General features: G+C 63.6%; 22 protein-coding genes. 21 read left to right on the top strand and 1 reads right to left on the bottom strand.

The features are described 5' to 3' along the window. The first annotated feature begins 6 nt into the window (after positions 1-6). The 18 genes from DFR52_RS05110 to DFR52_RS05025 all read left to right on the top strand — a co-directional run bounded on the left by DFR52_RS05110 (position 7) and on the right by DFR52_RS05025 (position 19639). On the top strand, positions 7-261 hold the full coding sequence (locus DFR52_RS05110) for a hypothetical protein (protein ID WP_110030779.1): 255 nt from the start codon (positions 7-9) through the stop codon (positions 259-261). Between the two features lie 3 nt (positions 262-264). Further along, complete coding sequence (gene nuoF, locus DFR52_RS05105) at positions 265-1572, top strand: NADH-quinone oxidoreductase subunit NuoF (RefSeq protein ID WP_110030778.1); 1308 nt, start codon at positions 265-267, stop codon at positions 1570-1572. Positions 1573-1648: 76 nt separating this feature from the next. Continuing rightward, entirely contained in the window at positions 1649-2494 is an 846-nt protein-coding gene (locus tag DFR52_RS05100) for an NADH-quinone oxidoreductase subunit E (protein WP_110030777.1), read from the top strand. Positions 2495-2576: 82 nt separating this feature from the next. Beyond that, the gene (gene nuoG, locus DFR52_RS05095) at positions 2577-4661 is read left to right on the top strand and encodes an NADH-quinone oxidoreductase subunit NuoG (protein WP_110030776.1); all 2085 of its coding nucleotides are present in this window, start codon (positions 2577-2579) and stop codon (positions 4659-4661) included. 17 nt (positions 4662-4678) lie between these two features. Then, a complete protein-coding gene (gene nuoH / locus DFR52_RS05090; RefSeq protein ID WP_110030775.1) occupies positions 4679-5722 on the top strand; it encodes an NADH-quinone oxidoreductase subunit NuoH in 1044 nt (347 codons plus the stop codon). 61 nt (positions 5723-5783) lie between these two features. Continuing rightward, positions 5784-6272, top strand: a complete 489-nt coding sequence (nuoI, locus tag DFR52_RS05085) for an NADH-quinone oxidoreductase subunit NuoI (RefSeq protein ID WP_110030774.1) — start codon at positions 5784-5786, stop codon at positions 6270-6272. Between the two features lie 147 nt (positions 6273-6419). Continuing rightward, positions 6420-7034 carry an NADH-quinone oxidoreductase subunit J gene (locus DFR52_RS05080; RefSeq protein WP_110030773.1) on the top strand — a complete coding sequence of 205 codons (615 nt, stop codon included), beginning with the start codon at positions 6420-6422 and terminating at the stop codon, positions 7032-7034. Between the two features lie 23 nt (positions 7035-7057). Continuing rightward, entirely contained in the window at positions 7058-7366 is a 309-nt protein-coding gene (gene nuoK / locus DFR52_RS05075; RefSeq protein ID WP_110030772.1) for an NADH-quinone oxidoreductase subunit NuoK, read from the top strand. 7 nt (positions 7367-7373) lie between these two features. Next, positions 7374-9362, top strand: a complete 1989-nt coding sequence (gene nuoL / locus DFR52_RS05070; protein ID WP_110030771.1) for an NADH-quinone oxidoreductase subunit L — start codon at positions 7374-7376, stop codon at positions 9360-9362. Continuing rightward, complete coding sequence (locus DFR52_RS05065; RefSeq protein ID WP_110030770.1) at positions 9362-10870, top strand: NADH-quinone oxidoreductase subunit M; 1509 nt, start codon at positions 9362-9364, stop codon at positions 10868-10870. Before nuoL ends, DFR52_RS05065 begins: the two co-directional genes overlap by 1 nt. A gap of 20 nt (positions 10871-10890) precedes the next feature. Continuing rightward, positions 10891-12333 carry an NADH-quinone oxidoreductase subunit NuoN gene (gene nuoN, locus DFR52_RS05060; RefSeq protein WP_110030769.1) on the top strand — a complete coding sequence of 481 codons (1443 nt, stop codon included), beginning with the start codon at positions 10891-10893 and terminating at the stop codon, positions 12331-12333. Between the two features lie 14 nt (positions 12334-12347). Further along, positions 12348-13100 carry a biotin--[acetyl-CoA-carboxylase] ligase gene (locus DFR52_RS05055; protein ID WP_170132214.1) on the top strand — a complete coding sequence of 251 codons (753 nt, stop codon included), beginning with the start codon at positions 12348-12350 and terminating at the stop codon, positions 13098-13100. Between the two features lie 19 nt (positions 13101-13119). Further along, on the top strand, positions 13120-14790 hold the full coding sequence (locus DFR52_RS05050) for a ribonuclease J (protein ID WP_110030768.1): 1671 nt from the start codon (positions 13120-13122) through the stop codon (positions 14788-14790). Between the two features lie 9 nt (positions 14791-14799). Beyond that, positions 14800-15207 (top strand): methylmalonyl-CoA epimerase, encoded by a 408-nt coding sequence (mce, locus tag DFR52_RS05045; protein ID WP_110030767.1) that lies wholly within the window; start codon positions 14800-14802, stop codon positions 15205-15207. An 8-nt stretch (positions 15208-15215) separates the two neighbouring features. Next, entirely contained in the window at positions 15216-15488 is a 273-nt protein-coding gene (locus DFR52_RS05040) for a DUF1467 family protein (protein WP_110030766.1), read from the top strand. A gap of 786 nt (positions 15489-16274) precedes the next feature. Further along, positions 16275-17618, top strand: coding sequence for a proline--tRNA ligase (gene proS, locus DFR52_RS05035; RefSeq protein WP_110030765.1), 1344 nt, complete (start codon positions 16275-16277; stop codon positions 17616-17618). A 25-nt stretch (positions 17619-17643) separates the two neighbouring features. After that, positions 17644-18945 (top strand): lipoprotein-releasing ABC transporter permease subunit, encoded by a 1302-nt coding sequence (locus tag DFR52_RS05030; RefSeq protein WP_110030764.1) that lies wholly within the window; start codon positions 17644-17646, stop codon positions 18943-18945. Positions 18946-18979: 34 nt separating this feature from the next. After that, positions 18980-19639 (top strand): ABC transporter ATP-binding protein, encoded by a 660-nt coding sequence (locus tag DFR52_RS05025; RefSeq protein ID WP_245415224.1) that lies wholly within the window; start codon positions 18980-18982, stop codon positions 19637-19639. A gap of 80 nt (positions 19640-19719) precedes the next feature. Here the strand turns inward: DFR52_RS05025 and DFR52_RS05020 are convergent, their stop codons facing one another. Continuing rightward, positions 19720-20397: an alpha/beta hydrolase gene (locus DFR52_RS05020; protein WP_110030762.1), complete on the bottom strand. Its 678-nt coding sequence runs from the start codon at positions 20395-20397 to the stop codon at positions 19720-19722. A 228-nt stretch (positions 20398-20625) separates the two neighbouring features. On the opposite strand from DFR52_RS05020, the gene DFR52_RS05015 reads away from it, so the two are divergent. From DFR52_RS05015 to DFR52_RS05005, 3 genes are all read left to right on the top strand, one after another. Further along, entirely contained in the window at positions 20626-21798 is a 1173-nt protein-coding gene (locus DFR52_RS05015; RefSeq protein WP_110030761.1) for a cysteine desulfurase family protein, read from the top strand. A gap of 144 nt (positions 21799-21942) precedes the next feature. After that, positions 21943-23412, top strand: a complete 1470-nt coding sequence (gene sufB, locus DFR52_RS05010; protein WP_110030760.1) for a Fe-S cluster assembly protein SufB — start codon at positions 21943-21945, stop codon at positions 23410-23412. Beyond that, complete coding sequence (locus DFR52_RS05005) at positions 23412-23618, top strand: hypothetical protein (RefSeq protein WP_110030759.1); 207 nt, start codon at positions 23412-23414, stop codon at positions 23616-23618. The genes sufB and DFR52_RS05005 overlap by 1 nt, the downstream gene beginning before the upstream one ends. Positions 23619-23630 lie beyond the last annotated feature (12 nt).

Genomic DNA, 23630 nt, shown 5'->3' with positions numbered 1-23630 from the left:
AAAGGAATGGCTGAGGTTACCAACGAACTGATCTTTGATGTCCTGAAGCAGATCCAGACGCGCATGACGCATCTGGACGACGGCCAGCAGGAAATCAAGGGCCGCATCGGCTCACTGTCCGAGCAGGTGCGGGGGCTTGCATCCTCATTGAACGCGGCCCACACGGACATTGGCAATATCTACCTCAGTCTCGACAAGCTCGACCAGCACGTGCACAGGATCGAGAAACGTCTAGAACTCGCAGACCATCCGGCGGAATAGAACATGCTAGCTGACAAAGACCGCATCTTCACCAATATCTACGGCCTTCACGACAAGTCGCTGAAGGGCGCGATGGCGCGTGGCCATTGGGATGGCACCAAGGGCATCCTGGAAAAGGGACGCGACTGGATCATCAACGAGATGAAGGCGTCCGGCCTGCGCGGCCGCGGCGGGGCAGGGTTCCCGACCGGGCTCAAATGGTCGTTCATGCCGAAGGAAAGCGACGGCCGGCCGCATTACCTCGTGATCAACGCCGATGAATCCGAGCCCGGCACCTGCAAGGACCGCGACATTCTGCGGCACGATCCGCACACGCTGATCGAGGGCTGCGTCATCGCCGGCTTCTCGATGGGCGCGCACGCGACCTACATCTATGTGCGCGGCGAATACATGCGCGAGCGCGAGGCGCTGCAGGCGGCGATCGACGAGTGCTACGACGCGGGCCTGCTCGGCAAGAACTCCAAGCTCGGCTACGACATGGACATCTATGTCCACCACGGCGCCGGCGCCTACATCTGCGGCGAGGAAACCGCGCTTCTGGAAAGCCTCGAAGGCAAGAAGGGCCAGCCGCGGCTGAAGCCGCCGTTCCCCGCCAATATGGGCCTCTACGGAGCCCCGACGACGGTCAACAACGTCGAATCGATCGCCGTGGCGCCGACCATCCTGCGCCGGGGCGGCGCGTGGTTCGCCGGCATCGGCCGACCCAACAACACGGGCACCAAGCTGTTCTGCGTCTCCGGACACGTGAAGACGCCGTGCACCGTGGAAGAGGCGATGTCGATTCCGTTCCGCGAACTCATCGAGCGTCATTGCGGCGGCATCCGCGGCGGCTGGGACAACCTGCTCGCCGTCATTCCCGGTGGCTCCTCGGTGCCGCTCGTGCCGGCAGCGCAGATCATCGACACGCCTATGGATTTCGACAGCCTGCGCGACCTCAAGTCCGGTCTCGGCACAGCGGCGGTCATCGTGATGGACAAGTCGACCGACGTGATCAAGGCGATCGCGCGGCTGTCGGCCTTCTACAAGCACGAGAGCTGCGGCCAGTGCACCCCGTGCCGCGAGGGCACGGGATGGATGTGGCGGGTGATGGAGCGCATGGTCAGGGGCAATGCCCAGAAGCGCGAAATCGACATGCTGTTCGATGTGACCAAGCAGATCGAGGGTCACACCATCTGCGCGCTGGGCGATGCAGCGGCCTGGCCGATCCAGGGCCTGATCCGGCATTTCCGTCCGGAGATGGAGGCGCGCATCGACCAGTACACACGCAATGCCGTGCAGAGCCGCAACACGGTGCTGGAAGCGGCCGAGTAAGCGGCCCGCAAAGTCGGGCCACCAGGCAGGAAACGTTGCAAGGGACCAAGAACCGCAGACGACAAAGGAGAAGCTGATGTCGATGTTTTCTTATCCCACGGAGTTGAGCGCAGAGGCAATGACGAAGCAGATGGACGCGATGAGCGGATGGATGAAGACGGCGGACACGGCAGTGCCGCCGGTTCTCGCGCATCCGGCCGCCGCGGTCGCCGCGGCCACGGCGCTGGGCTTCGGCGTTGCAGGCCACATGACCGGCATGATGCTGGGCGCCATGCGGGGCGCGATGAAGCTGCAGGCCGATGCGTTGGCCATGCAGGGCAGGCTGTTGGCGGCTTCGGAGGACCAGGCAGTGGTCAGGTCGCCGGCCGCGCCGCAAGAGACTGCCGGGCGCGACGATGTGGTGCCGATGGCGCGCGCCGCTTCGGTGATCGCCGGGACCGCAAAGCCCGTTGCAAGCGCGGCGAAGAAGATTGAGAAGGCGGCGGGCAAGGCAGCCAGGCAGGCCGCCGTCGCCGCGCCGAAGTCGGCCGCGGTGGACAAGTTGAAGTCGGACGCCGACATGGCGGCGGCGGCCTCGGTGGAGACCGCGGTCGCTGAGGTGCCGGTGGAGTTGAAGGCGCCGGCAACGGCAGGCCAGCGCGACGCCAGGCCGATGCTCGAGCCGGAAGATTTCCACCGACCGGCGGAAATGGAACGGCCGGAGACGCCCGACGACCTCAAGGCGATCTCGGGCATCGGGCCGAAGCTGGAACAGGTTCTCAATTCTCTGGGCATCTGGACCTATGCACAGGTCGCCGCCTGGAAAGAGGCGGAGATCGCCTGGCTTGACGATTACCTGCAGTTCAAGGGTCGCATCGACCGGGACGGCTGGGTGGAGCAGGCGGCGGAGTTCGCCCGCGGCTCCGGGGCCGCCAGGGACTGACTGACACACCGGCAACTGGCCGGAACTGGAAACGGCCGGGTGCAACGCCCGGCCAGGACGTACAAAGGGTAGGACTGCTCGCATGGCCAAGATCAAGGTTGACGGTAACGAGATCGAAGTGCCCGATCACTACACGCTGTTACAGGCGTGTGAGGAAGCGGGCGCGGAAGTGCCGCGCTTCTGCTTCCATGAGCGGCTGTCGGTTGCCGGCAATTGCCGGATGTGCCTGGTCGAGGTGAAGGGCGGACCGCCCAAGCCCGCCGCGTCCTGCGCCATGGGCGTGCGCGACCTGCGTCCCGGACCCAACGGCGAGACGCCGGAGGTGTTCACCAACACGCCGATGGTCAAGAAGGCGCGCGAAGGGGTGATGGAGTTCCTGCTGATCAATCATCCGCTCGACTGCCCGATCTGCGACCAGGGCGGCGAATGCGACCTGCAGGACCAGGCCATGGTCTTCGGCATGGAGAACTCGCGCTACCAGGAAAACAAGCGCGCCGTCGAGGACAAGTATATCGGTCCGCTGGTCAAGACGGTGATGAACCGCTGCATCCACTGCACGCGCTGCGTCCGCTTCACCACGGAAGTGGCAGGCATCTCCGAGCTCGGCCTGATCGGCCGCGGCGAGGATGCCGAGATCACCACCTATCTCGAACACGCCATGACGTCGGAACTGCAGGGCAATGTCATCGACCTGTGCCCGGTCGGCGCGCTGACTTCGCGGCCCTATGCCTTCCAGGCGCGGCCGTGGGAGCTCACCAAGACCGAATCCGTCGACGTCATGGACGCCTGCGGTTCCGCGATCCGCATCGACAGCCGCGGCCGAGAGGTCATGCGGATTCTGCCGCGCATCAATGAATCGATCAACGAGGAGTGGATCTCCGACAAGACCCGCTTCGTCTGGGACGGGTTGAAGACCCAGCGCCTCGACCGCCCCTATGTGCGCCGCAACGGCCGGCTTGAGGCCGCCAGTTGGCCGGAAGCCTTCACCGCAATCCGTGATGCGGTGTCCGCCGCGAGCCCGGAACGCATCGGCGCCATCGCCGGCGATCTGGCCACAGTCGAGGAAATGTTCGCGCTCAAGGCGCTGATCGCCTCGCTGGGGTCGCGGAACATCGACTGCCGCCAGGATGGCGCCGCGCTCGACCCGGCGCTCGGCCGGGCCAGCTATATCTTCAATCCGACCATCGAGGGCATCGAGGACGCCGACGCGATCCTGATCATCGGCTCCAATCCGCGCCGGGAGGCCGCGATTCTCAACGCCCGCATCCGCAAGCGCTGGCGGATGGACGATGCGCTGCCGATCGGCGTCATCGGCGAGGCCGCCGATCTGCGCTATCCCTACGAGCATCTTGGCGCTGGCCCGGACAGCCTCAAGGAAGTGGTCGAAGGCTCGAGCAAGTTCATGACCAGGTTCAAGCGTGCCAAGCGACCGCTGATCCTTGTCGGCCAGGGCGCGCTGACCCGCGCCGACGGCGCCGGCATACTGGCCATGGCCGCAAGGCTTGCCGAGCAGGTCAAGGCGGTGCGCTCCGACTGGAACGGCTTCGCCGTGCTGCACACGGCCGCGGCTCGCGTGGGCGGCCTTGACCTCGGGCTGGTTCCGGGTGAGGGCGGGATCGACGCGCGGGCCATGCTGACCGGCACCGACGTGCTGTTCCTCCTGGGCGCGGACGAGATGGACCTTTCGAGGAAGACCGCCGGCTTCACCGTCTACATCGGAACGCATGGCGACCAGGGCGCCCATCACGCCGACGTCATTCTGCCGGGCGCCACCTATGCCGAGAAGTCCGGCATCTACGTCAACACCGAGGGTCGGGTACAGATGGGCTACCGTGCCGGCTTCGCGCCGGGCGGGGCCCGCGAGGACTGGGCGATTCTGAGGGCGCTGTCGGATGTGCTTGGCAAGAAGCTGCCCTATGATTCGCTGGTGGCGCTGCGCGCGGCGCTGTTTGCAGAGTACCCGCATTTCGCCGCCATCGACGGGATTGCGGCCGGTGATCCCGCCTCAATCGGCGCTTTGGCCAAAAAACCGGGGAAGATGGGCAAATCGGCGTTTGCGTCATCGGTCAAAGACTTCTATTTGACCAACCCGATCACCCGCGCATCCGCGGTGATGGCGGAATGCTCTCAACTGGCAAAGAACGTCACGCCAGTGGCGGCTGAGTAAGGGCGGGGAACACAATCATGGACGGTTTCACAGCAACCTATCTCTGGCCTGGCCTGATCATGGCGGCGCAATCGCTGCTGCTGATGGTCTCCATCCTGGTGGCGCTTGCCTTCCTGCTTCTGGCGGACCGCAAGATCTGGGCGGCGGTGCAGCTGCGCCGCGGCCCCAATGTGGTCGGCCCCTGGGGGCTGCTGCAGTCCTTTGCCGACCTCTTGAAGTTCGTGCTCAAGGAGCCGGTGATTCCTGCCGGCGCCAACAAGGGCGTCTTCCTGCTGGCTCCGCTGGTGACCGTGACGCTGGCGCTCGCCAGCTGGGCGGTGATTCCACTCAACGCAGGATGGGTGATCGCCAACATCAATGTCGGCATCCTCTTCGTCTTTGCCATCTCCTCGCTCGAGGTCTACGGCATCATCATGGCCGGGTGGGCCTCGAACTCGAAATACGCTTTCCTCGGCGCGCTGCGCTCGGCGGCGCAGATGGTGTCCTACGAGGTCTCCATCGGCTTCGTCATCGTCTCTGTGCTGCTCTGCGTCGGATCGCTCAACCTCACCGATATCGTGCTGGCGCAAGGGGATGGCCTGGGGACGCGACTCGGCCTGCCCAGTTCCTTCCTCGACTGGCACTGGCTGTCGCTGTTCCCGCTGTTCGTGATCTTCTTCATCTCGGCGCTGGCGGAAACCAACCGGCCGCCCTTCGATCTGCCGGAGGCCGAATCGGAACTGGTCGCGGGCTTCGCGGTCGAATACGGCTCGACCCCCTACATGATGTTCATGCTCGGCGAATACACGGCCATCGTGCTGATGTGCGCGCTGACGACCATCCTGTTCCTGGGAGGCTGGCTGCCGCCGGTGGATGTCTGGTTCCTCAACTGGGTGCCGGGAATCTTCTGGTTCATCATCAAGGCGCTGTTCGTCTTCTTCATGATCTCGATGGTGAAGGCTTTCGTTCCGCGCTACCGCTACGACCAGCTGATGCGGCTTGGCTGGAAGGTGTTCCTGCCGATCTCGCTTGCCATGCTGGTGATCGTCGCGTTCACGCTCAAGCTTCTGGGCACAGCGTGATGGCGGCGACAAATCAAACCGGCCGGGCGTTTGCGCGCCCAGCCCCGACGGGAGTTTGAAGATGGGTCTGGCTCAAACCGCCAAATCGCTTTTCCTGGCAGAGTTCGTGGGCGCGTTCTTTCTGTCGATGCGCTATTTCTTCACGCCGAAGGCGACCGTCAACTATCCCTATGAAAAGGGGCCCGTGAGCCCGCGGTTCCGCGGCGAGCATGCGCTGCGGCGCTATCCGAACGGCGAAGAGCGATGCATCGCCTGCAAGCTGTGCGAGGCCATCTGCCCGGCACAGGCGATCACCATCGAGGCCGGCCCGCGCCGCAACGACGGCACAAGGCGCACGGTTCGCTACGACATCGACATGGTCAAGTGCATCTATTGCGGCTTCTGCCAGGAAGCCTGTCCGGTTGACGCGATCGTCGAGGGACCGAATTTCGAGTTCGCGACGGAAACGCGCGAGGAACTCTACTATGACAAGGACCGGCTGCTCGCCAACGGCGACCGCTGGGAACGGGAAATCGCGCGCAACATCGCGATGGATTCACCCTACCGCTGAGGCGCGGCGGGACACCGGCCTGGCCGCCCCCGAGGGACGACCGGCCACAATCGATACGCGGACAGGGCATGGCGCAAGCCGATCCGTCCGCTTTGGGGCAGGGGCCACGGCGCCTGTCGCTCAGGGAAAGACGAAAAGGCACCGATCATGGGTCTGCAGGCACTCTTTTTCTATCTGTTTGCCTTCCTGGCAATCGCATCCGCTTTCATGGTGATCGCGGCGCGCAACCCGGTGCATTCGGTGTTGTTCCTGATCCTGACCTTCTTCAACGCGGCCGGGCTGTTCCTGCTCACGGGGGCGGAGTTCCTGGCCATGATCCTGCTGGTCGTCTATGTCGGCGCGGTGATGGTGCTGTTCCTGTTCGTCGTGATGATGCTCGACATCGACTTCACGGAGCTCAAGGCGGGGGCGCTGGAATACGCGCCCATCGGCGCCCTGGTGGGTCTCATCCTGGCGGCCGAAATGGTGCTGGTGGTGGCGGGCAACTCGTTCCTGCCGAAGACAGCCGCCGGCGGATCGAGTCCGATCCCGGATCTTGCGACGCGCTCCAACACGGCGGCGCTCGGCGACGTGCTCTACACCGATTACGTCTATTACTTCCAGATTTCCGGGCTCGTACTGCTGGTGGCCATGATCGGCGCCATCGTGCTGACGCTGAGGCACCGGGACAACATCAAACGGCAGGATATTTCCCGGCAGGTCGCACGTTCGCCCGAGACAGCCATGTCGGTTGTCAAGGTCAAGTCCGGCCAGGGCATCTAGGGCGGGGAACAAGGAAAAAGCGCATGGAAATCGGACTCTCCCACTACCTGACGGTCAGCGCGATCCTGTTCACGCTCGGCGTGTTCGGCATCTTCCTCAACCGGAAGAACGTCATCGTCATCCTGATGTCGATCGAGCTGATCCTGCTGGCGGTCAATCTCAATTTCGTGGCTTTCTCGATGCAGCTCAACGACATGGTCGGCCAGGTGTTCGCGCTTTTCGTGCTCACGGTCGCGGCGGCGGAAGCCGCAATCGGTCTTGCCATTCTCGTCGTCTTCTATCGCAACCGCGGCTCCATCGCCGTGGAAGACGTCAACATGATGAAGGGCTGACGGCACCATGTATCACGCTATCGTCTTCCTGCCGCTGATCGGCGCCATCATCGCCGGCCTCTTCGGCCGATCGATCGGGGCCAAGGCTTCCGAATACGTCACCACCCTTTTCCTCATCGTCGCGGCAGTCCTGTCCTGGGTGGCCTTCTTCACCGTGGCCATGGGCGACGCCGAGACCATCAAGATCCCGGTCATGCGCTGGATCGACTCGGGCACGCTCAATGTCGAATGGGCCTTCCGCATCGACACGCTGACGGCAGTCATGCTCGTCGTGGTCAACACGGTGTCGTCCCTCGTGCATGTCTATTCCATCGGCTACATGCACCACGATCCGCATCGGCCGCGCTTCTTTGCCTATCTGTCGCTGTTCACCTTTGCCATGCTGATGCTGGTGACCTCTGACAATCTGGTGCAGATGTTCTTCGGCTGGGAAGGGGTGGGCCTCGCGTCCTATCTGCTGATCGGTTTCTGGTACAAGAAGCCGTCGGCGGCGGCTGCCGCCATGAAGGCCTTCATCGTCAACCGCGTCGGCGATTTCGGCTTCGCGCTCGGCATCTTCGGCGTCTTCGTGCTCTTCGGCTCGGTCGGTTTCGACACCATCTTCGCGGGCGCCGCCGATTTCATCCCGCAGGAGGGGGCGAAAGCCGGCGGCGAGATCATCATGACCCTGTTCGGCATGAGCCTCGACAAGGGGCACGCCATGACCGGCGTCTGCCTGCTGCTGTTCATGGGCGCGATGGGCAAGTCGGCGCAGTTCCTGCTGCACACCTGGCTGCCCGACGCCATGGAAGGCCCGACACCGGTGTCGGCGCTGATTCATGCCGCCACCATGGTGACGGCCGGCGTGTTCCTGGTGGCGCGGATGTCGCCGCTGTTCGAACTGTCGCAGAGCGCGCTGACCGTCGTGGTCATCATCGGCGCCATCACCGCCTTTTTCGCCGCCACCGTCGGCCTGGTGCAGAACGACATCAAGCGGGTGATCGCCTATTCGACCTGCTCGCAGCTCGGCTACATGTTCGTGGCGCTCGGCATCGGCGCCTATGGCGCGGCGATCTTCCACCTGTTCACCCACGCCTTCTTCAAGGCGCTCTTGTTCCTTGGCGCCGGTTCGGTGATCCACTCCGTCTCCGACGAGCAGGACATGCGGCGGATGGGCGGACTGCGCAAGCACATCCCGGCCACCTACTGGATGATGATCATCGGCACCGTCGCGCTGACGGGCCTGGGCATCCCCGGCACGATCATCGGCACCTCGGGCTTCTTCTCCAAGGATGCGATCATCGAATCGGCCTTCATGGCGCACAATCCGGCGGCGGGCTTCGCCTTCACGCTGCTGGTGGTCGCTGCGCTGTTCACCAGCTTCTATTCCTGGCGGCTGATCTTCATGACCTTCCACGGCAAGCCGCGGGCTTCCGCCGACGTCATGCACCATGTGCACGAATCGCCGCCGGTCATGCTGGTGCCGCTCTACATCCTGGCGGCCGGCGCGCTGCTGGCGGGCTTCATCTTCAAGGACTATTTCTTCGGCCACCATTACGCCGAATTCTGGAAGGGAGCGCTGTTCACCCTGCCTGAGAACGAGATCGTGGAAGAGTACCACCACGTGCCGCTCTGGGTCGCGCTGAGCCCGTTCCTGGCCATGCTGATCGGCTTTGCGACAGCCTGGTTCTTCTACATCCGCTCGCCGGAAACGCCCAGGCGCCTGGCCGGCGAGCACCAGGGGCTCTACCAATTCCTGCTCAACAAGTGGTACTTCGACGAATTGTACGACTTTCTCTTCGTTCGTCCTGCCAAGTGGCTCGGCACCTTCCTGTGGAAGCAGGGTGATGGCCGCGTCATCGACGGCTTCGGCCCCGACGGCATCGCCGCCCGGGTGCAGGACATCTCCGGCCGGGCTGTCCGGCTACAGACCGGCTACCTCTACCACTACGCATTCGTGATGCTCATCGGTATTGCAGCCCTTGTCACCTGGATGATGCTCGGGAGTGCATTCTGATGACCGATTGGCCAATTCTTTCAGTCGTCACCTTCATACCGCTGGTTTGCGTGCTGTTCCTGCTGCCGATCCGTGACGACACGGAGACCGGGCGCCGCAACATCCGCAATGTGGCGCTGCTCGGGACGGGCTTCACCTTCGTGCTGTCGCTGTTCATCTGGATCAATTTCCAAAACGCAGATCCCGGCTTCCAGTTCGTCGAGAACGTAGCGATGACGGGCTCCGGCTTCTCCTACGCCATGGGCGTCGACGGCATCTCGATGCTGTTCGTCATTCTCACCACCTTCCTGATGCCCTTCTGCATCCTGGCGAGCTGGAAGATCGAGAAGCGCGTGCGGGAGTACATGATCGCGTTCCTGATCCTGGAAACGATGATGCTCGGCGTCTTCTGCGCGCTCGACATCGTGCTCTTCTACGTCTTCTTCGAGGCGGGCCTGATCCCGATGTTCATCATCATCGGCGTCTGGGGCGGCAAGCGGCGGGTCTATGCGAGCTTCAAGTTCTTCCTCTACACGCTGCTCGGCTCGGTGCTGATGCTGCTGGCGATCATGGCGATGTACTGGGATGCGGGCACGACAGACATCCGCAGCCTGCTGGCGCATGATTTCCCGCCGGCGATGCAGACCTGGCTGTGGCTGGCCTTCTTCGCCTCCTTCGCGGTGAAGATGCCGATGTGGCCGGTGCACACCTGGCTGCCCGACGCGCATGTGGAAGCGCCGACGGCAGGCTCGGTGATCCTGGCCGGCGTGCTGCTTAAGCTGGGCGGATACGGCTTCCTTCGCTTCTCGCTGCCGATGTTCCCGCTGGCCTCGGACTATTTCGCGCCGATGGTGTTCACGCTGTCCATCGTCGCCATCATCTACACCTCGCTGGTTGCGATGATGCAGCAGGACATGAAGAAACTGATCGCCTATTCCTCGGTGGCGCATATGGGCTACGTGACGATGGGCATCTTCGCCGCCAACCAGCAGGGCGTGCAGGGGGCGATCTTCCAGATGCTCAGCCACGGCCTGGTGTCGAGTGCGCTCTTCCTCTGCGTGGGCGTGGTCTATGACCGGCTGCATACCCGCGAGATCGCCGCCTATGGCGGGCTTGCCAACAACATGCCGAAATATGCGCTCGCATTCATGGTCTTCACCATGGCCAATGTCGGCCTGCCGGGCACGTCCGGCTTCGTGGGCGAATTCCTGACCCTGCTCGGCGCCTTCCAGGCCAACAGCTGGGTGGCGTTCTTTGCGACCTTCGGCGTCATCCTGTCTGCCTGCTACGCCCTGTGGCTCTATCGCCGGGTGATGTTCGGCGCGCTGGAGAAGGAAAGCCTCAAGGCGATGCTCGACCTGTCGGGCCGCGAGAAGGTGATCCTGTATCCGCTGATTGCGCTTGTGATCTTCTACGGTGTCTATCCGGCGCCGATCTTCGATGCGACAGCTGCGTCGGTTGACGCGCTTGTCAACAACTACACAGCTTCGCTGCAGGCAGCGCGCGATCTCGCGCTGCCGGTCAACTGAGCGACGGGGACGACTTGACCATGACGGCAGACCTTCTCTTTTCGAGCCTTCAGCTCTCGGCCCCGGAACTGATGCTGGCGGGCGGGGCGATGTTCCTGCTCATGGTCGGGGTGTTCTCCGGCGAGAAGTCGTTGACGCTTGTCAACGGCCTGGCGGTGGCGCTGCTGATCGCCGCCGGTCTCTGGCTGGTGCTGGTGACGGACAATGGCGTGGCCTACAACGGCGCCTTCATCAACGACTCCTTCGCCCGCTTCATGAAGGTGCTGGCGCTGATCGGCTCGATCACCGCCATGGTGATGAGCGTCGGTCACGCCAAGACCGACCGCATCGACCGCTTCGAGTTTCCGGTGCTGCTGGTGCTGGCGACGCTCGGCATGATGCTGATGATTTCGGCCAACAGCCTGATCTCTCTCTATCTGAGCCTCGAGCTGCAGTCGCTGGCGCTCTATGTGGTGGCCGCGTTCAACCGCGACAACATCCGTTCGACCGAAGCCGGACTCAAGTACTTCGTGCTCGGCGCGCTGTCGTCGGGCATCCTGCTCTACGGCGCCTCGCTGGTCTACGGCTATACCGGCCATGTCGGCTTCGCCGAGATCTCGGCCGCGCTCACCGCCGAGACTCCGTCGCTCGGGCTCATCTTCGGCATGGTGTTCCTGATCGCGGGCATCGCCTTCAAGATTTCCGCCGTGCCGTTCCACATGTGGACGCCTGACGTCTATGAGGGTGCGCCTACGCCGGTGACCGCCTTCTTCTCGGCGGCGCCGAAGATTGCCGCCATGGCGATCTTCGTCCGGCTGGTCTCCCATGCCTTCGAGCCAGCCGCCGCGCAGTGGCAGCAGGTGGTGGTGTTCATGGCCATCGCCTCGATGGTGCTCGGCGCCTTTGCCGCCATCGGCCAGCGCAACATCAAGCGGCTGATGGCCTATTCGTCCATCGCGCACATGGGTTTTGCCCTCGTCGGGCTTGCAGCGGGCAGCCAGGCGGGCGTGCGCGGCGTGCTCATCTACATGCTTGTCTACATGGTCATGACGCTCGGCACCTTCGCCTGCATTCTCGCCATGCGGCGCAAGGAAGAAGGCAATGTCGAGCAGATCGAGGATCTGGCCGGACTTGCCAGGACCAATCCGTTCATGGCGGCAATGCTGACAATCCTGATGTTCTCGCTGGCCGGCATTCCGCCGCTGGCGGGCTTCTTCGCCAAGTATGTGGTCTTCTTGGCCGCGATGCAGGCGCATCTCTACGCACTCGCCATCATCGGCGTTCTCGCCTCTGTGGTCGGCGCCTATTACTATCTGCGGATCATCAAGATCATGTGGTTTGACGAGCCGGCGGGCGAGTTCGTGCCGGTGGCGGGCGAGTTGAAGCTGGTCTTCGGCGTGTCAGGTCTCTTCGTCCTGTTCTACGTGATGTTTTCCAACCCGCTGGGCCTCGCTGCCGACGTAGCCGCCAAGACGTTCTTTTGACGCGTCCGACGGATGTGACGCCGCCGGACTACCGTCACCTGGCGCTGGGCGATGTCGATTCGACCAATACCGAATGCATGCAGCGGGCACGGGCGGGCGATGCGGGCGATCTCTGGATCACCGCCGACCGGCAACTCGGCGGACGCGGGCGGCGCGGCCGCCAGTGGATCTCCGAGCCGGGCAATCTGTACTCATCGCTGCTGCTGGTCGATCCGGCTCCGGTGGCCGCACTCGCCTCGCTGCCGCTGGCGGTGGCGGTCGCGGTACATGAGGCGATCCGACGCTCGCTGCCCACGGACAGCGTGGAGCCGAGGCTTAAATGGCCCAACGACGTGCGCGTCGACGGGCGCAAGATCGCCGGCATACTGATCGAAAGCGAGCAGCTCGCCAACGGTCGCCGCGCCGTGGTGATCGGCTGCGGCATCAATGTCGCACATCGCCCGGAGGCGGGGCTCTATCCGGCGACCTGCCTGAAAGAACTGGGCGCGCGCTGCTCTCCGCAGGAGCTTTTCGCCCGGCTCTACGTGACCATGACCGAAGCCCTGGCCCTGTGGGACAGGGGGCGCGGCATTGCCGCCATACGCGCCGGTTGGCTTGAACGGGCAGAGGGCGTAGGATCAGCAATCACAGTGCGTCTGCCGGATCGAGACCTGCACGGTCTGTTCGACGGCATCGACGCCGAAGGCCGCCTCATACTCCTCGCGCCCGACGGGCAAAAACAATGTATCGCCGCTGGCGATGTCTTCTTTCCGGCAATTGACCGATAGCAAACAAACAGGACCACGTATGACCAAAGACCACGACCTGGTATTCCTGCCCCTCGGTGGGGTGGGTGAAATTGGAATGAATCTGGCGCTTTACGGCTACGGACCTCCCGCCAAGCGGGAATGGATCATGGTCGATTGCGGCGTGACCTTCCCCGGCCTGGATCTGCCCGGCGTCGATCTGGTGCTGCCCGACATCAAATATGTCAAGAAGCTGGGCAAGCAGCTCAAGGCGATCATCATCACCCACTCGCACGAGGACCATTACGGCGCGCTGGCGCAGCTGTGGCCGATGCTGGGCAATGTGCCTGTCTACGGATCGGCCTTCACCGCCGGCATGCTGGAAGCCAAGCGCGCCTATGAACGCACCCGCGCCGAGGTGCCGGTGAAGCTGTTCAAGGCAGGCGACCGTTTCCAGGTCGGTCCGTTCGAGATCGAGCCGGTGCAGGTCAACCATTCGATCCCCGAACCGTTCTCGCTGGTCATCCGCACTCCGCTGGGAAATCTCATCCACACCGGAGACTGGAAGATCGACCTGCATCCGTCCCTCGGACCTCTGACCGACGAGACCCGCTTCCGCCAGCTCGGCGAGGAGGGGATCCTTGCCATGATGTGCGATTCCACCAACGCGATGCGCGAGGGCGTGTCGCCGTCGGAGCAGGAGGTCGCCAAGGGGCTGCGCGGGGTCATCGAGGCCGCCACCGGCCGCGTGGCCGTCACTACCTTCTCGTCGAATGTCGGGCGCATCCGCTCGATCGCCGAGGCGGCGCGCGACTGCGGCCGCGAAGTGCTGCTGCTGGGCAGCTCGATCAAGCGCGTCGTCGCGGTCTCCCGCGAACTGGGCATGATGGACGACATTCCGGAATTCCTCGCCGAGGACGAATTCGGCTACATTCCGCGCGACAAGGTGGTCATCATCCTGACCGGCAGCCAGGGAGAAACCCGGGCGGCGCTTGCCAAGATCTCGCGCGACGAGATGCGCCATGTGGCGCTGACGTCCGGCGACACGGTGGTGTTCTCCTCGCGCACCATTCCCGGCAACGAGAAGGGCATCATCGAGATCAAGAACGGCCTCATCGAGCAGGGCATCAAGATCATCTCCGACACGGATGCTTTGGTGCATGTGTCGGGCCATCCGCGGCGCAGCGAACTTGTGCAGATGTATGAATGGGTCAAGCCGCAGATCCTGGTGCCGGTGCACGGCGAAGCCGCGCATCTGGTCGCGCAGGGGGAACTGGCCAAGGCCAGCGGCATCAAGACCGTGCCGAAGGTGCGAAACGGATCGATCCTGCGCCTGGCGCCCGGTCCGGCGACCGTTATCGGCCAAGCGCCGCACGGCCGGATCTTCAAGGATGGCCAGATGATCGGCGCCTATGACGAACTCGGCATCGGCGACCGCAGGAAGCTGTCGTTCACCGGCCATGTCGCCGTCAATGTCGTGCTCGACGCGCAGCTTGAAATCGAGCGGGACCCGGTGGTGGTGCCGATGGGGTTGCCGGAATTCGACCAGGACGGCGATGTCTTCGAAGATGTGCTCTACGACGCCGTGCTCGGCGCCGTCGAGAGCATTCCTCGGGCCCGCCGCAAGGATGTCGACTCTGTGCGCGAGGCAATTGGCCGCGCTGTTCGCAACACCGCAAACGAGGTATGGGGCAAGAAGCCGAACGTCACGGTGTTCGTCACCAAGATCTGAGGAGTACCCATGCTGGGCAGATTGAACCATGTCGCCATCGCGGTGCCGGATCTGGCGGCCGCGGCCAACCAGTACCGCGCCTCGCTGGGCGCGGAGGTGACCGCGCCGCAGGCGCTGCCTGAACACGGGGTGACCGTGGTGTTCATCAATCTGCCCAACACCAAGATCGAACTGCTCGAGCCCCTCGGGGCGGACTCGCCGATTGCAGCATTTCTCGTCAAGAACCCGTCCGGCGGCATGCACCATGTCTGCTACGAGGTCGACGACATCCTGGCTGCGCGCGACCGGCTTCAGGCGGACGGGGCGCGCGTGCTCGGTGACGGCAACCCCAGGATCGGCGCCCACGGAAAGCCGGTGCTGTTCTTGCACCCGAAGGACTTCTGCGGAACGCTGGTTGAACTCGAACAGGCAGGGTGAGAACGCTCATGGGCTTTGGAACCGCATTCGCGATCTATTTCATCATCTGGTGGGTGGCGCTGTTCGTCGTGCTGCCGTTCGGCCTGCGCACGCAATATGAGGCGGGCGAGGTGGTGCCGGGGACCGTGGCCAGCGCGCCGGCAAATTTCAGCCTCTGGCGGGTCGTCCTCCGCACCACGCTGGTCTCCGGCGTCGTGTTCGCCGCCTATCTCGGGCTGACCATGTATTTTGGCTATACGATGGAGGACCTCATGGCGCTGGCACCGGATTTCAGCTACTGAGCGTAAGTTGGCGCTAACGGGACGGCCGACCGGTCTCCGACGCCGCCACCCCGGCAGAGGGATCATGTCCCTCCTGCGAGGGATGCCGCATCCGGGTGCCAAACAGAGTCAGCGGCGCGCTGCAACCTCCTGATTTCTCAGCTCATCCATCGCGCTGGCGTTTGGTCTGGCGAGCGCAGGGTCTTGACCGGCGCAGGCGTGAGGACAGGGGAAGAGCAAAAAAAAACAAGGCCGTTAGGCCTTGTTGCACAGGTATCGCGTGATCCATTTCCCAGTTTCCCGGGGGCTGCGACAGAGCGCGCCTGAGATCCTATCCTCCCAAGACTTTGACCGCGAATTGGGCACATTGTTGTTCCAAGTGCCTCATTTGTAGACTTTGTTTAGCGCAGTCGCGTCACCTTGTCACGCACTTTATGGGTGAAAATCTCCATGCTGTTGCATCTTCTGGGCAAGGTGAACCGCTCTCCGGCGGAGGATTCGGCGGGTTTTCTTTGCCAGGCGAAGCGGATATGAACAGCAGCCAAGGGGCGATGCGGACTTCGATTCGCCGAAACCCTGCAAGATGTTGAAATGTCGAAGTATCCCGGGAGAACGCGAGGCCCGAAAACTGACCACACTCTGCTTTGCGGGGGCGCGCCGGCCGAAATCGCTTGACCGCACACCCTTTGTGCGGATTCAAAGGACGGGCGCGTCCTGCGGAACGGTCGGCGGCGGCAGCTTCGAAGACAACCACCCTTCTTTCGCCCGATTCAGCCGCCAAGGCTGGGCCTCAAAACGGATCACCCCATGCGCCTGTCGAAATACTTCCTTCCCATCCTCAAAGAGAACCCCAAGGATGCCGAGATCGTCTCGCACCGCCTGATGGCGCGCGCCGGCATGATCAAGCAGCAGTCGGCCGGTATCTACTCCTGGCTGCCGCTGGGCAAGCGCGTGCTCGACAAGGTCTGCACCATCGTTCGCGAGGAGCAGGACCGGGCAGGGGCGATCGAGATCCTGATGCCGACGGTGCAGCCGGCGGATCTGTGGAAGGAGAGCGGCCGCTACAACGATTACGGCCAGGAAATGCTGCGCATCAATGATCGCAACGAGCGCGAGATGCTCTACGGGCCGACCAACGAGGAAATGGTCACCGACATCTTCCGCTCCTATGTGAAGTCCTACAAGAACCTGCCGCTCAATCTCTATCACATCCAGTGGAAGTTCCGCGACGAGCGCCGTCCGCGCTTCGGCGTGATGCGCGGACGCGAATTCCTGATGAAGGATGCCTATTCCTTCGACCTCGACTACGAGGCGTCGCAGGCCGCCTACAACCGCATGTTCGTGTCCTATCTGCGTACGTTCGAACGCTGCGGCCTCAAGTCGATCCCGATGCGCGCCGACACGGGCCCGATCGGCGGGGCGCTGAGCCATGAATTCATCGTGCTGGCGGAAACCGGTGAATCCCAGGTCTTCTGTCACCGCGATTTCGACGGCTTCGCCGTGCCGTCCGCCGACACGGACTATGCCGACGATGCAGCCATCGCGGCCATCGTCAACAAATGGACGACGCCGTTCGCGGCCACCGACGAGATCATGGAGAAGGAAGACTGGGCGCGCCAGGCCTGGGACGGTCTGGCCGAGGACTCCCGCGTCTCCGCCCGCGGCATCGAGGTCGGCCACATCTTCCATTTCGGCACCAAGTATTCCGAGCCGATGAAGGCCTCCGTGCAGGGGCCCGACGGCAAGCAGCATTTCGTGTCGATGGGCTCCTACGGCATCGGCCCTTCGCGCCTGCTCGGCGCCATCATCGAGGCATCGCATGACGACGCCGGCATCATCTGGCCCGAGGGTGTTGCGCCGTTCGATGTCGGGCTGATCAACATGAAGCCGGGCGACGCAGGCTGCGACGCCGCCTGCGAGCGGCTCGAGACGGTGCTCGGCAATGCCGGCCTGGACGTGCTTTACGACGACACCGACGAGCGCGCCGGCGCCAAGTTCGCCACTGCCGACCTCATCGGCCTGCCGATCCAGATCATCGCCGGGCCGCGTTCGGTAGCCGAAGGCAATGTCGAGATCAAGATCCGCGCCACCGGCGCACGCGAGACGCTGAGCATCGATGAGGCCATCAACCGCCTCACGAACGGGCGCTGATGTCAGCGCGCCGACAGGAGAGACCATGACTGACACGACCGCCGAAATGGATACGCCGGTGCTGGCGGCTGCGGCCCGACCGTTCTCCGCCTTCGAGCGCATGGTTGCCTGGCGCTACCTCCGGGCGCCGCGCCGGGAGGCCTTCATCTCGGTGATCGCGGGGTTCTCGTTTCTCGGCATCACGCTCGGGGTGGCGACGCTGATCATCGTCATGGCGGTGATGAACGGTTTCCGCACCGAACTGATCTCCCGCATTCTCGGCATCAACGGTCACATGATCGTGCAGCCGATGGATCGGCCTCTCGACGATTATCTCGACCTGGCCAAGAAGTTCCGGGCCGTGCCCGGCGTGACGCTGGCGATTCCGCTGGTCGAGGGGCAGACGCTCGCCTCCGGCGTCGCCGGAGCCGGAACCGGCGCCCTGGTGCGCGGCATCAGCCCGGACGATTTCACCGACCTCAAGGTGGTTTCCTCCAATATCCGGTCCGGCGATATGGTGGCGTTCGCCGCCAATGACGGCGTGATGATCGGTTCGCGCATGGCCGAGTCACTGGGTCTCGCTGCCGGAGACCGCATCACCCTGATCGCGCCGGAGGGTGACGTGACGCCGATGGGGGTCACGCCGCGGGTCAAGTCCTACATCGTCTCGGGCATTTTCGAGATCGGCATGTCGGAGTATGACGCCTCGATCATCTACATGCCGATGGAAGAGGCGCAGCTCTATTTCAACGCAGAGGGACTGGTACAGTCGATCGAGATCTTCGTCGACAATCCCGATGCGATCGACGAGATGCGACCGCTGATCGAGGCGGCCGCGGGCCGGCAGATCTTCGTCACCGACTGGCGGCAGCGCAACCAGACCTTCTTTTCCGCCCTGCAGGTGGAACGCAACGTCATGTTCATGATCCTCACCCTGATCATCCTGGTGGCGGCGCTCAACATCGTCTCGGGGCTGATCATGCTGGTCAAGGACAAGGGCCACGACATCGCCATCCTGCGCACCATGGGCGCGACATCTGGCTCGGTGATGCGCATCTTCTTCATGACCGGGGCCGCCATCGGCGTCACCGGCACCCTTGCCGGCTTCGTGCTCGGCGTCGTCGTCTGCCTCAACATCGAATCGATCCGCCAGTTCTTCTCCTGGATATCGGGAACGGCGCTGTTCAACCCCGAACTCTATTTTCTCAGCCAGTTGCCCGCGGACATGCGCTCGGGCGAAACCACGGCCATCCTGCTCGTGTCGCTGGGGCTGTCGTTCATCGCCACGCTGATCCCCTCCTGGCGCGCCTCGAAGCTCGATCCGGTGCAGGCATTGCGTTATGAATAAAGGACCCAACGTGGCTCGACACAATGTGCTGGAAATGATCGACGTCGAACGGCATTTCGTTCAGGGCGAGCGCCAGCTTTCCATTCTCAACGGCGCCAATTTCACCCTCAGGGCGGGCGAGACGGTGGCGCTGGTGGCGCCATCGGGCACGGGCAAGTCGACGCTGCTGCAGCTGGCCGGTCTGCTCGAGCAGCCCGATGCGGGCGAGGTGATCATCGCCGGCGAATCCTGCGGCGGCCTGTCGGATGACCGGCGCACGGCGATCCGGCGCACCGAGATCGGTTTCGTCTACCAGTTCCATCATCTGCTGCCGGAATTCACGGCACTCGAAAACATCATGATGCCGCAGCTGATTTCCGGCCTCTCGAAGGCGGATGCGGCCGAGCGGGCATCACAGCTGCTCGACTACATGCGCATCGGCCATCGCGCCGACCACCGCCCTTCCGAGCTGTCGGGCGGCGAGCAGCAGCGGGTCGCCATTGCCCGCGCGGTCGCCAATGCGCCCATCGTGCTGCTGGCCGACGAGCCGACCGGCAATCTTGATCCGGAGACGGCGGGCTATGTGTTCGAGGCGCTCGACGCGCTGGTCCGGCAGTCGGGACTGTCGGCGGTGATCGCCACCCATAACCATGAACTCGCAAGCCTGCTCGACCGGCGCGTGACGCTGGCCGATGGTCTCGTCATCGAAATGTAGGCAGGGGCGTTCCGGACCCGCACATGCAAACGGCCCGGGCGCAAGCCGCGGGCCGTTTGCATTCGCCGACCTGAAGCGTCTCAGCGCAAGCGCTTGGCGTTGGCCTGGGGCACCAGTTCGCCGGCCAGGCGGCGGTCGAGATAGTCGGTGCATTCGGCCATCAGCTCGTCGACCTTGCCGGTGAAGAAGTGGTTGGCGCCGGCCATCGTCTTCTGGGTAATGAGAATGCCCTTCTGCAGCTTGAGCTTCTCGACGAGGATGTTGACGTCCTTCTCCGGCGCCACCTTGTCGGCATCGCCATGGATGATCAGGCCCGAGGACGGGCAGGGCGCCAGGAAGGCGAAGTCATAGGTGTTGGGCTGCGGCGCGATCGAGATGAAGCCCTCGATCTCGGGACGGCGCATCAGAAGCTGCATGCCGATCCAGGAACCGAAGGAATAGCCGGCGACCCAGCAGGCCTTCGAATCCGGATGCAGGCTCTGCACCCAATCGAGCGCGCCGGCGGCATCGGAGAGCTCGCCCGCGCCATGATCGAATTCGCCCTGGCTGCGGCCGATGGAGCGGAAGTTGAAGCGCAGGGTGGTAAAGCCGCGCTGCTGGAACATGTAGAACAGATTGTAGACAATCTGGTTGTTCATGGTTCCGCCGAACTGAGGGTGCGGGTGCAGGATGATGGCGATGGGCGCGTTTTTTTCCTTGCCCGGCTGGTAGCGCCCCTCGAGGCGTCCGGCAGGTCCGTTGAATATGACTTCAGGCATTCGCGCTCCAATGGCAGGGGTTCTGCGGCCAGGGCGAAATCGGCCTGACCCGGGGGCGGTGATGACCGCGCTCTTGACGGCGGCGGGACGGCTCCCTAGAACCTAGTTTAGAATCGTTCGAAACTGCAGCGTTGATCGCTGGAAGTGTGTGTCATACGGCAAGCCGGACGGAAAATTCAAGGAAAATGCGCATTCGGCGCTTCCGATGCGCAACAGCATGAGGATTTGATGGCCGACGCCCGCGTCTATCTGGATCACAACGCGACAGCCCCGCTCAGGCCGGCTGCGCGCGATGCCATGATCGCGGCGCTGTCGATGACGGGCAATCCGTCCTCGGTGCATGCCGAAGGCCGGGCCATGCGCGCCATGATCGGCCGGGCGCGGCAGGCTGTCGCCGATCTGTGCGGCACGACACCGGCACGCGTCACCTTCACATCCGGCGCGACGGAAGCGGCCAATCTGGCGCTCTCGCCCGACTACCGCATGGGCCGCGCCGCGCTGAAGATCGCCCATCTCTATGTCTCGGGCGTCGAGCATCCCTGCGTGCTCTCCGGTGGCCGCTTTCCCGCGGACGCCGTGACCGTGCTGCCGGTGGACGCCGCCGGCCGGCTCGATCTTGATGCGCTTGACGTGGCGCTGTCGACCCATGATGCGGCTCAGGGCCAGGCGATGCTGGCCCTTCAGCTTGCAAACAACGAGACAGGTGTCATTCAGCCGGTGGCCGAGGCGGCGCGCATCGTGCATGCCCGTCAGGGCCTGGTGGTCGTCGATGCGGTGCAGGGCGCCGGGCGCATGTCTCTGTCGCTGAGCGAGCTTGGGGCCGATTTCCTGTTTGTATCGGCGCACAAGATCGGCGGACCGGCGGGCTGTGGCGCGCTGGTCGCTTCCGGCGAGATCCTGATGCCCGCGCCGCTGATCCGTGGCGGCGGCCAGGAAAAGGGCCATCGCGGCGGCACCGAGAATTCGGCAGCCATCATCGGCTTTGGCGCCGCGGCCATCGAGGCCATGGCGGAGGCGGCGGCGTCCGCAACCCTGCGCGTCATCCGTGACAGGATCGAAGCCCGAATCCGGGCGCTGGCGCCGGATGTGATCATCCATGGCGCCGAGGCCGAGCGACTGGCCAACACCATCTTCTTTTCCTTGCCGGGGCTGAAGGCGGAAACCTCGCAGATCGGCTTCGACATGGAGGGAATCGCTGTATCGGCGGGCTCGGCGTGTTCGTCGGGCAAAGTCGGGACCAGCCATGTGCTGGCCGCCATGGGCGCCGACGACCGGCTTGGCGCCATCCGCGTGAGCATCGGCCATTCGACGACGGATGGCGATGTCGACAGGTTCCTGGCAGCATTCGAGACGATCAATTCGAGACGGCTCTCCAGGCAGCCAGGAGCGCATGCCGCCTGAAACCAATTGGCTGTCGTGAAAGGGACTTTTTTCACGACAGCGGTAGCGCACAACCAAGTTGCGCATTACATAGCGGTCAAGCCTTCGGGCCATCGCCAGACGTAACAAGCTGCCGGCCTTGACCCGGCGAGATTGGAGTACGCCATGCCTGCGGTGCAGGAAACCATCGACCAGGTCCGTCTCATCGACGTGGACCAGTACAAATACGGCTTTGAAACCATCATCGAATCCGACCTGGCGCCCAAGGGGCTGACCGAGGACACGATCCGCCTGATTTCGGCCAAGAAGAACGAGCCCGAGTGGATGCTGGAATGGCGTCTCGACGCGTTCAAGCGCTGGCTCACCCTGGAGGAGCCGACGTGGGCACGGGTGCATTACCCGAAGATCGACTTCCAGGACATTCATTACTATTCGGCCCCTAAGAGTTCGCCGGGCCCGAAATCGATCGACGATGTCGACCCCGAGATCCTCAAGGTCTATGAAAAGCTGGGCATTCCGTTGCGCGAGCAGGAAGTGCTTGCCGGCGTGCAGCAGTCGAAGATCGCCGTGGACGCGGTGTTCGATTCCGTCTCGGTGGTGACCACCTTCAAGGAAGAGCTGAAGAAGGCCGGCGTGATCTTCATGTCGATCTCGGAGGCGATGCGCGAGCATCCCGATCTGGTCAGGAAGTATCTCGGGACGGTCGTGCCCACCACCGACAACTACTATGCCACGCTCAACGCGGCGGTGTTCACCGACGGGTCCTTCGTCTACATTCCGAAGGGCGTGCGCTGCCCCATGGAACTGTCGACCTATTTCCGGATCAACGAGAAGAACACCGGCCAGTTCGAACGCACGCTGATCATCGCGGAGGAGGGCGCCTATGTCTCCTACCTCGAGGGCTGCACGGCGCCGCAGCGCGACGAGAACCAGCTGCATGCGGCCGTCGTCGAGCTGATCGCGATGGACGATGCCGAGATCAAGTATTCCACTGTGCAGAACTGGTATCCCGGCGACAAGGACGGCAAGGGCGGGATCTACAACTTCGTCACCAAGCGCGGCGATTGCCGCGGCAAGAACTCGAAGATCTCCTGGACCCAGGTCGAAACCGGCTCGGCGATCACGTGGAAGTATCCGTCCTGCATCCTGCGCGGCGACAATTCGCGCGGCGAGTTCTACTCCATCGCGGTGTCGAACGGCTATCAGCAGGTGGATTCCGGCACCAAGATGATCCATCTGGGCAAGAATACATCGAGCCGGATCATCTCGAAGGGGATTTCCGCCGGTCACTCCAACAACACCTATCGCGGCCAGGTCTCGGCCCACCGCAAGGCCGAGAACGCGCGCAACTTCACCCAGTGCGACTCGCTGCTGATCGGCAACGAATGCGGCGCCCACACGGTGCCCTACATCGAGGCCAAGAACGCCTCGGCGCAGTTCGAGCATGAAGCCACAACCTCCAAGATCTCCGAGGACCAGCTGTTCTACTGCCTGGCGCGCGGCATTCCCGAGGAAGAGGCCATCGCGCTGATTGTCAACGGCTTCGTCCGCGACGTGATCCAGCAATTGCCGATGGAGTTCGCAGTTGAAGCACAAAAGCTGATCGGGATCAGCCTCGAGGGGAGCGTGGGGTAATGGTTGCCAAGGAAACCAAGGCGGAGCTCGACAAGCTCAAGAAGCGCTACAAGGATCTCGGCGGGTCGATCGATGGCCTGCTGGAAGCCATCTCGCGCGGCTCGACGACCTCCGATGCGGTGCTGAGCACCGAACTGACAAAGGCTCGCATGGAGCTCGCATCCATCGCGCGGCGCTTGCAGGGATTGCAGAACGACGACGACTGACGGGGCCGGGCC

Origin of the sequence: Hoeflea marina (assembly GCF_003182275.1) — a bacterium.
Taxonomy (GTDB): domain Bacteria; phylum Pseudomonadota; class Alphaproteobacteria; order Rhizobiales; family Rhizobiaceae; genus Hoeflea; species Hoeflea marina.
Note: the sequence above shows the minus strand (reverse complement) of the source record. Positions and strands in the feature narration are given on the sequence as shown.

Bases quoted from the DNA above. Each gene is read 5' to 3' on its own strand.
- nuoK (WP_110030772.1), top strand. From the start codon at position 7,058: ATGGAAATCGGACTCTCCCACTACCTGACGGTCAGCGCGATCCTGTTC.
- DFR52_RS05015 (WP_110030761.1), top strand. From the start codon at position 20,626: ATGGCCGACGCCCGCGTCTATCTGGATCACAACGCGACAGCCCCGCTC.
- DFR52_RS05030 (WP_110030764.1), top strand. From the start codon at position 17,644: ATGACTGACACGACCGCCGAAATGGATACGCCGGTGCTGGCGGCTGCG.
- DFR52_RS05005 (WP_110030759.1), top strand. From the start codon at position 23,412: ATGGTTGCCAAGGAAACCAAGGCGGAGCTCGACAAGCTCAAGAAGCGC.
- sufB (WP_110030760.1), top strand. From the start codon at position 21,943: ATGCCTGCGGTGCAGGAAACCATCGACCAGGTCCGTCTCATCGACGTG.
- DFR52_RS05080 (WP_110030773.1), top strand. From the start codon at position 6,420: ATGGGTCTGCAGGCACTCTTTTTCTATCTGTTTGCCTTCCTGGCAATC.
- DFR52_RS05100 (WP_110030777.1), top strand. From the start codon at position 1,649: ATGTCGATGTTTTCTTATCCCACGGAGTTGAGCGCAGAGGCAATGACG.
- nuoH (WP_110030775.1), top strand. From the start codon at position 4,679: ATGGACGGTTTCACAGCAACCTATCTCTGGCCTGGCCTGATCATGGCG.
- mce (WP_110030767.1), top strand. From the start codon at position 14,800: ATGCTGGGCAGATTGAACCATGTCGCCATCGCGGTGCCGGATCTGGCG.
- nuoN (WP_110030769.1), top strand. From the start codon at position 10,891: ATGACGGCAGACCTTCTCTTTTCGAGCCTTCAGCTCTCGGCCCCGGAA.
- nuoG (WP_110030776.1), top strand. From the start codon at position 2,577: ATGGCCAAGATCAAGGTTGACGGTAACGAGATCGAAGTGCCCGATCAC.
- DFR52_RS05025 (WP_245415224.1), top strand. From the start codon at position 18,980: ATGATCGACGTCGAACGGCATTTCGTTCAGGGCGAGCGCCAGCTTTCC.
- DFR52_RS05050 (WP_110030768.1), top strand. From the start codon at position 13,120: ATGACCAAAGACCACGACCTGGTATTCCTGCCCCTCGGTGGGGTGGGT.
- proS (WP_110030765.1), top strand. From the start codon at position 16,275: ATGCGCCTGTCGAAATACTTCCTTCCCATCCTCAAAGAGAACCCCAAG.
- nuoF (WP_110030778.1), top strand. From the start codon at position 265: ATGCTAGCTGACAAAGACCGCATCTTCACCAATATCTACGGCCTTCAC.
- nuoI (WP_110030774.1), top strand. From the start codon at position 5,784: ATGGGTCTGGCTCAAACCGCCAAATCGCTTTTCCTGGCAGAGTTCGTG.
- DFR52_RS05065 (WP_110030770.1), top strand. From the start codon at position 9,362: ATGACCGATTGGCCAATTCTTTCAGTCGTCACCTTCATACCGCTGGTT.
- DFR52_RS05110 (WP_110030779.1), top strand. From the start codon at position 7: ATGGCTGAGGTTACCAACGAACTGATCTTTGATGTCCTGAAGCAGATC.
- nuoL (WP_110030771.1), top strand. From the start codon at position 7,374: ATGTATCACGCTATCGTCTTCCTGCCGCTGATCGGCGCCATCATCGCC.
- DFR52_RS05020 (WP_110030762.1), bottom strand. From the start codon at position 20,397: ATGCCTGAAGTCATATTCAACGGACCTGCCGGACGCCTCGAGGGGCGC.
- DFR52_RS05040 (WP_110030766.1), top strand. From the start codon at position 15,216: ATGGGCTTTGGAACCGCATTCGCGATCTATTTCATCATCTGGTGGGTG.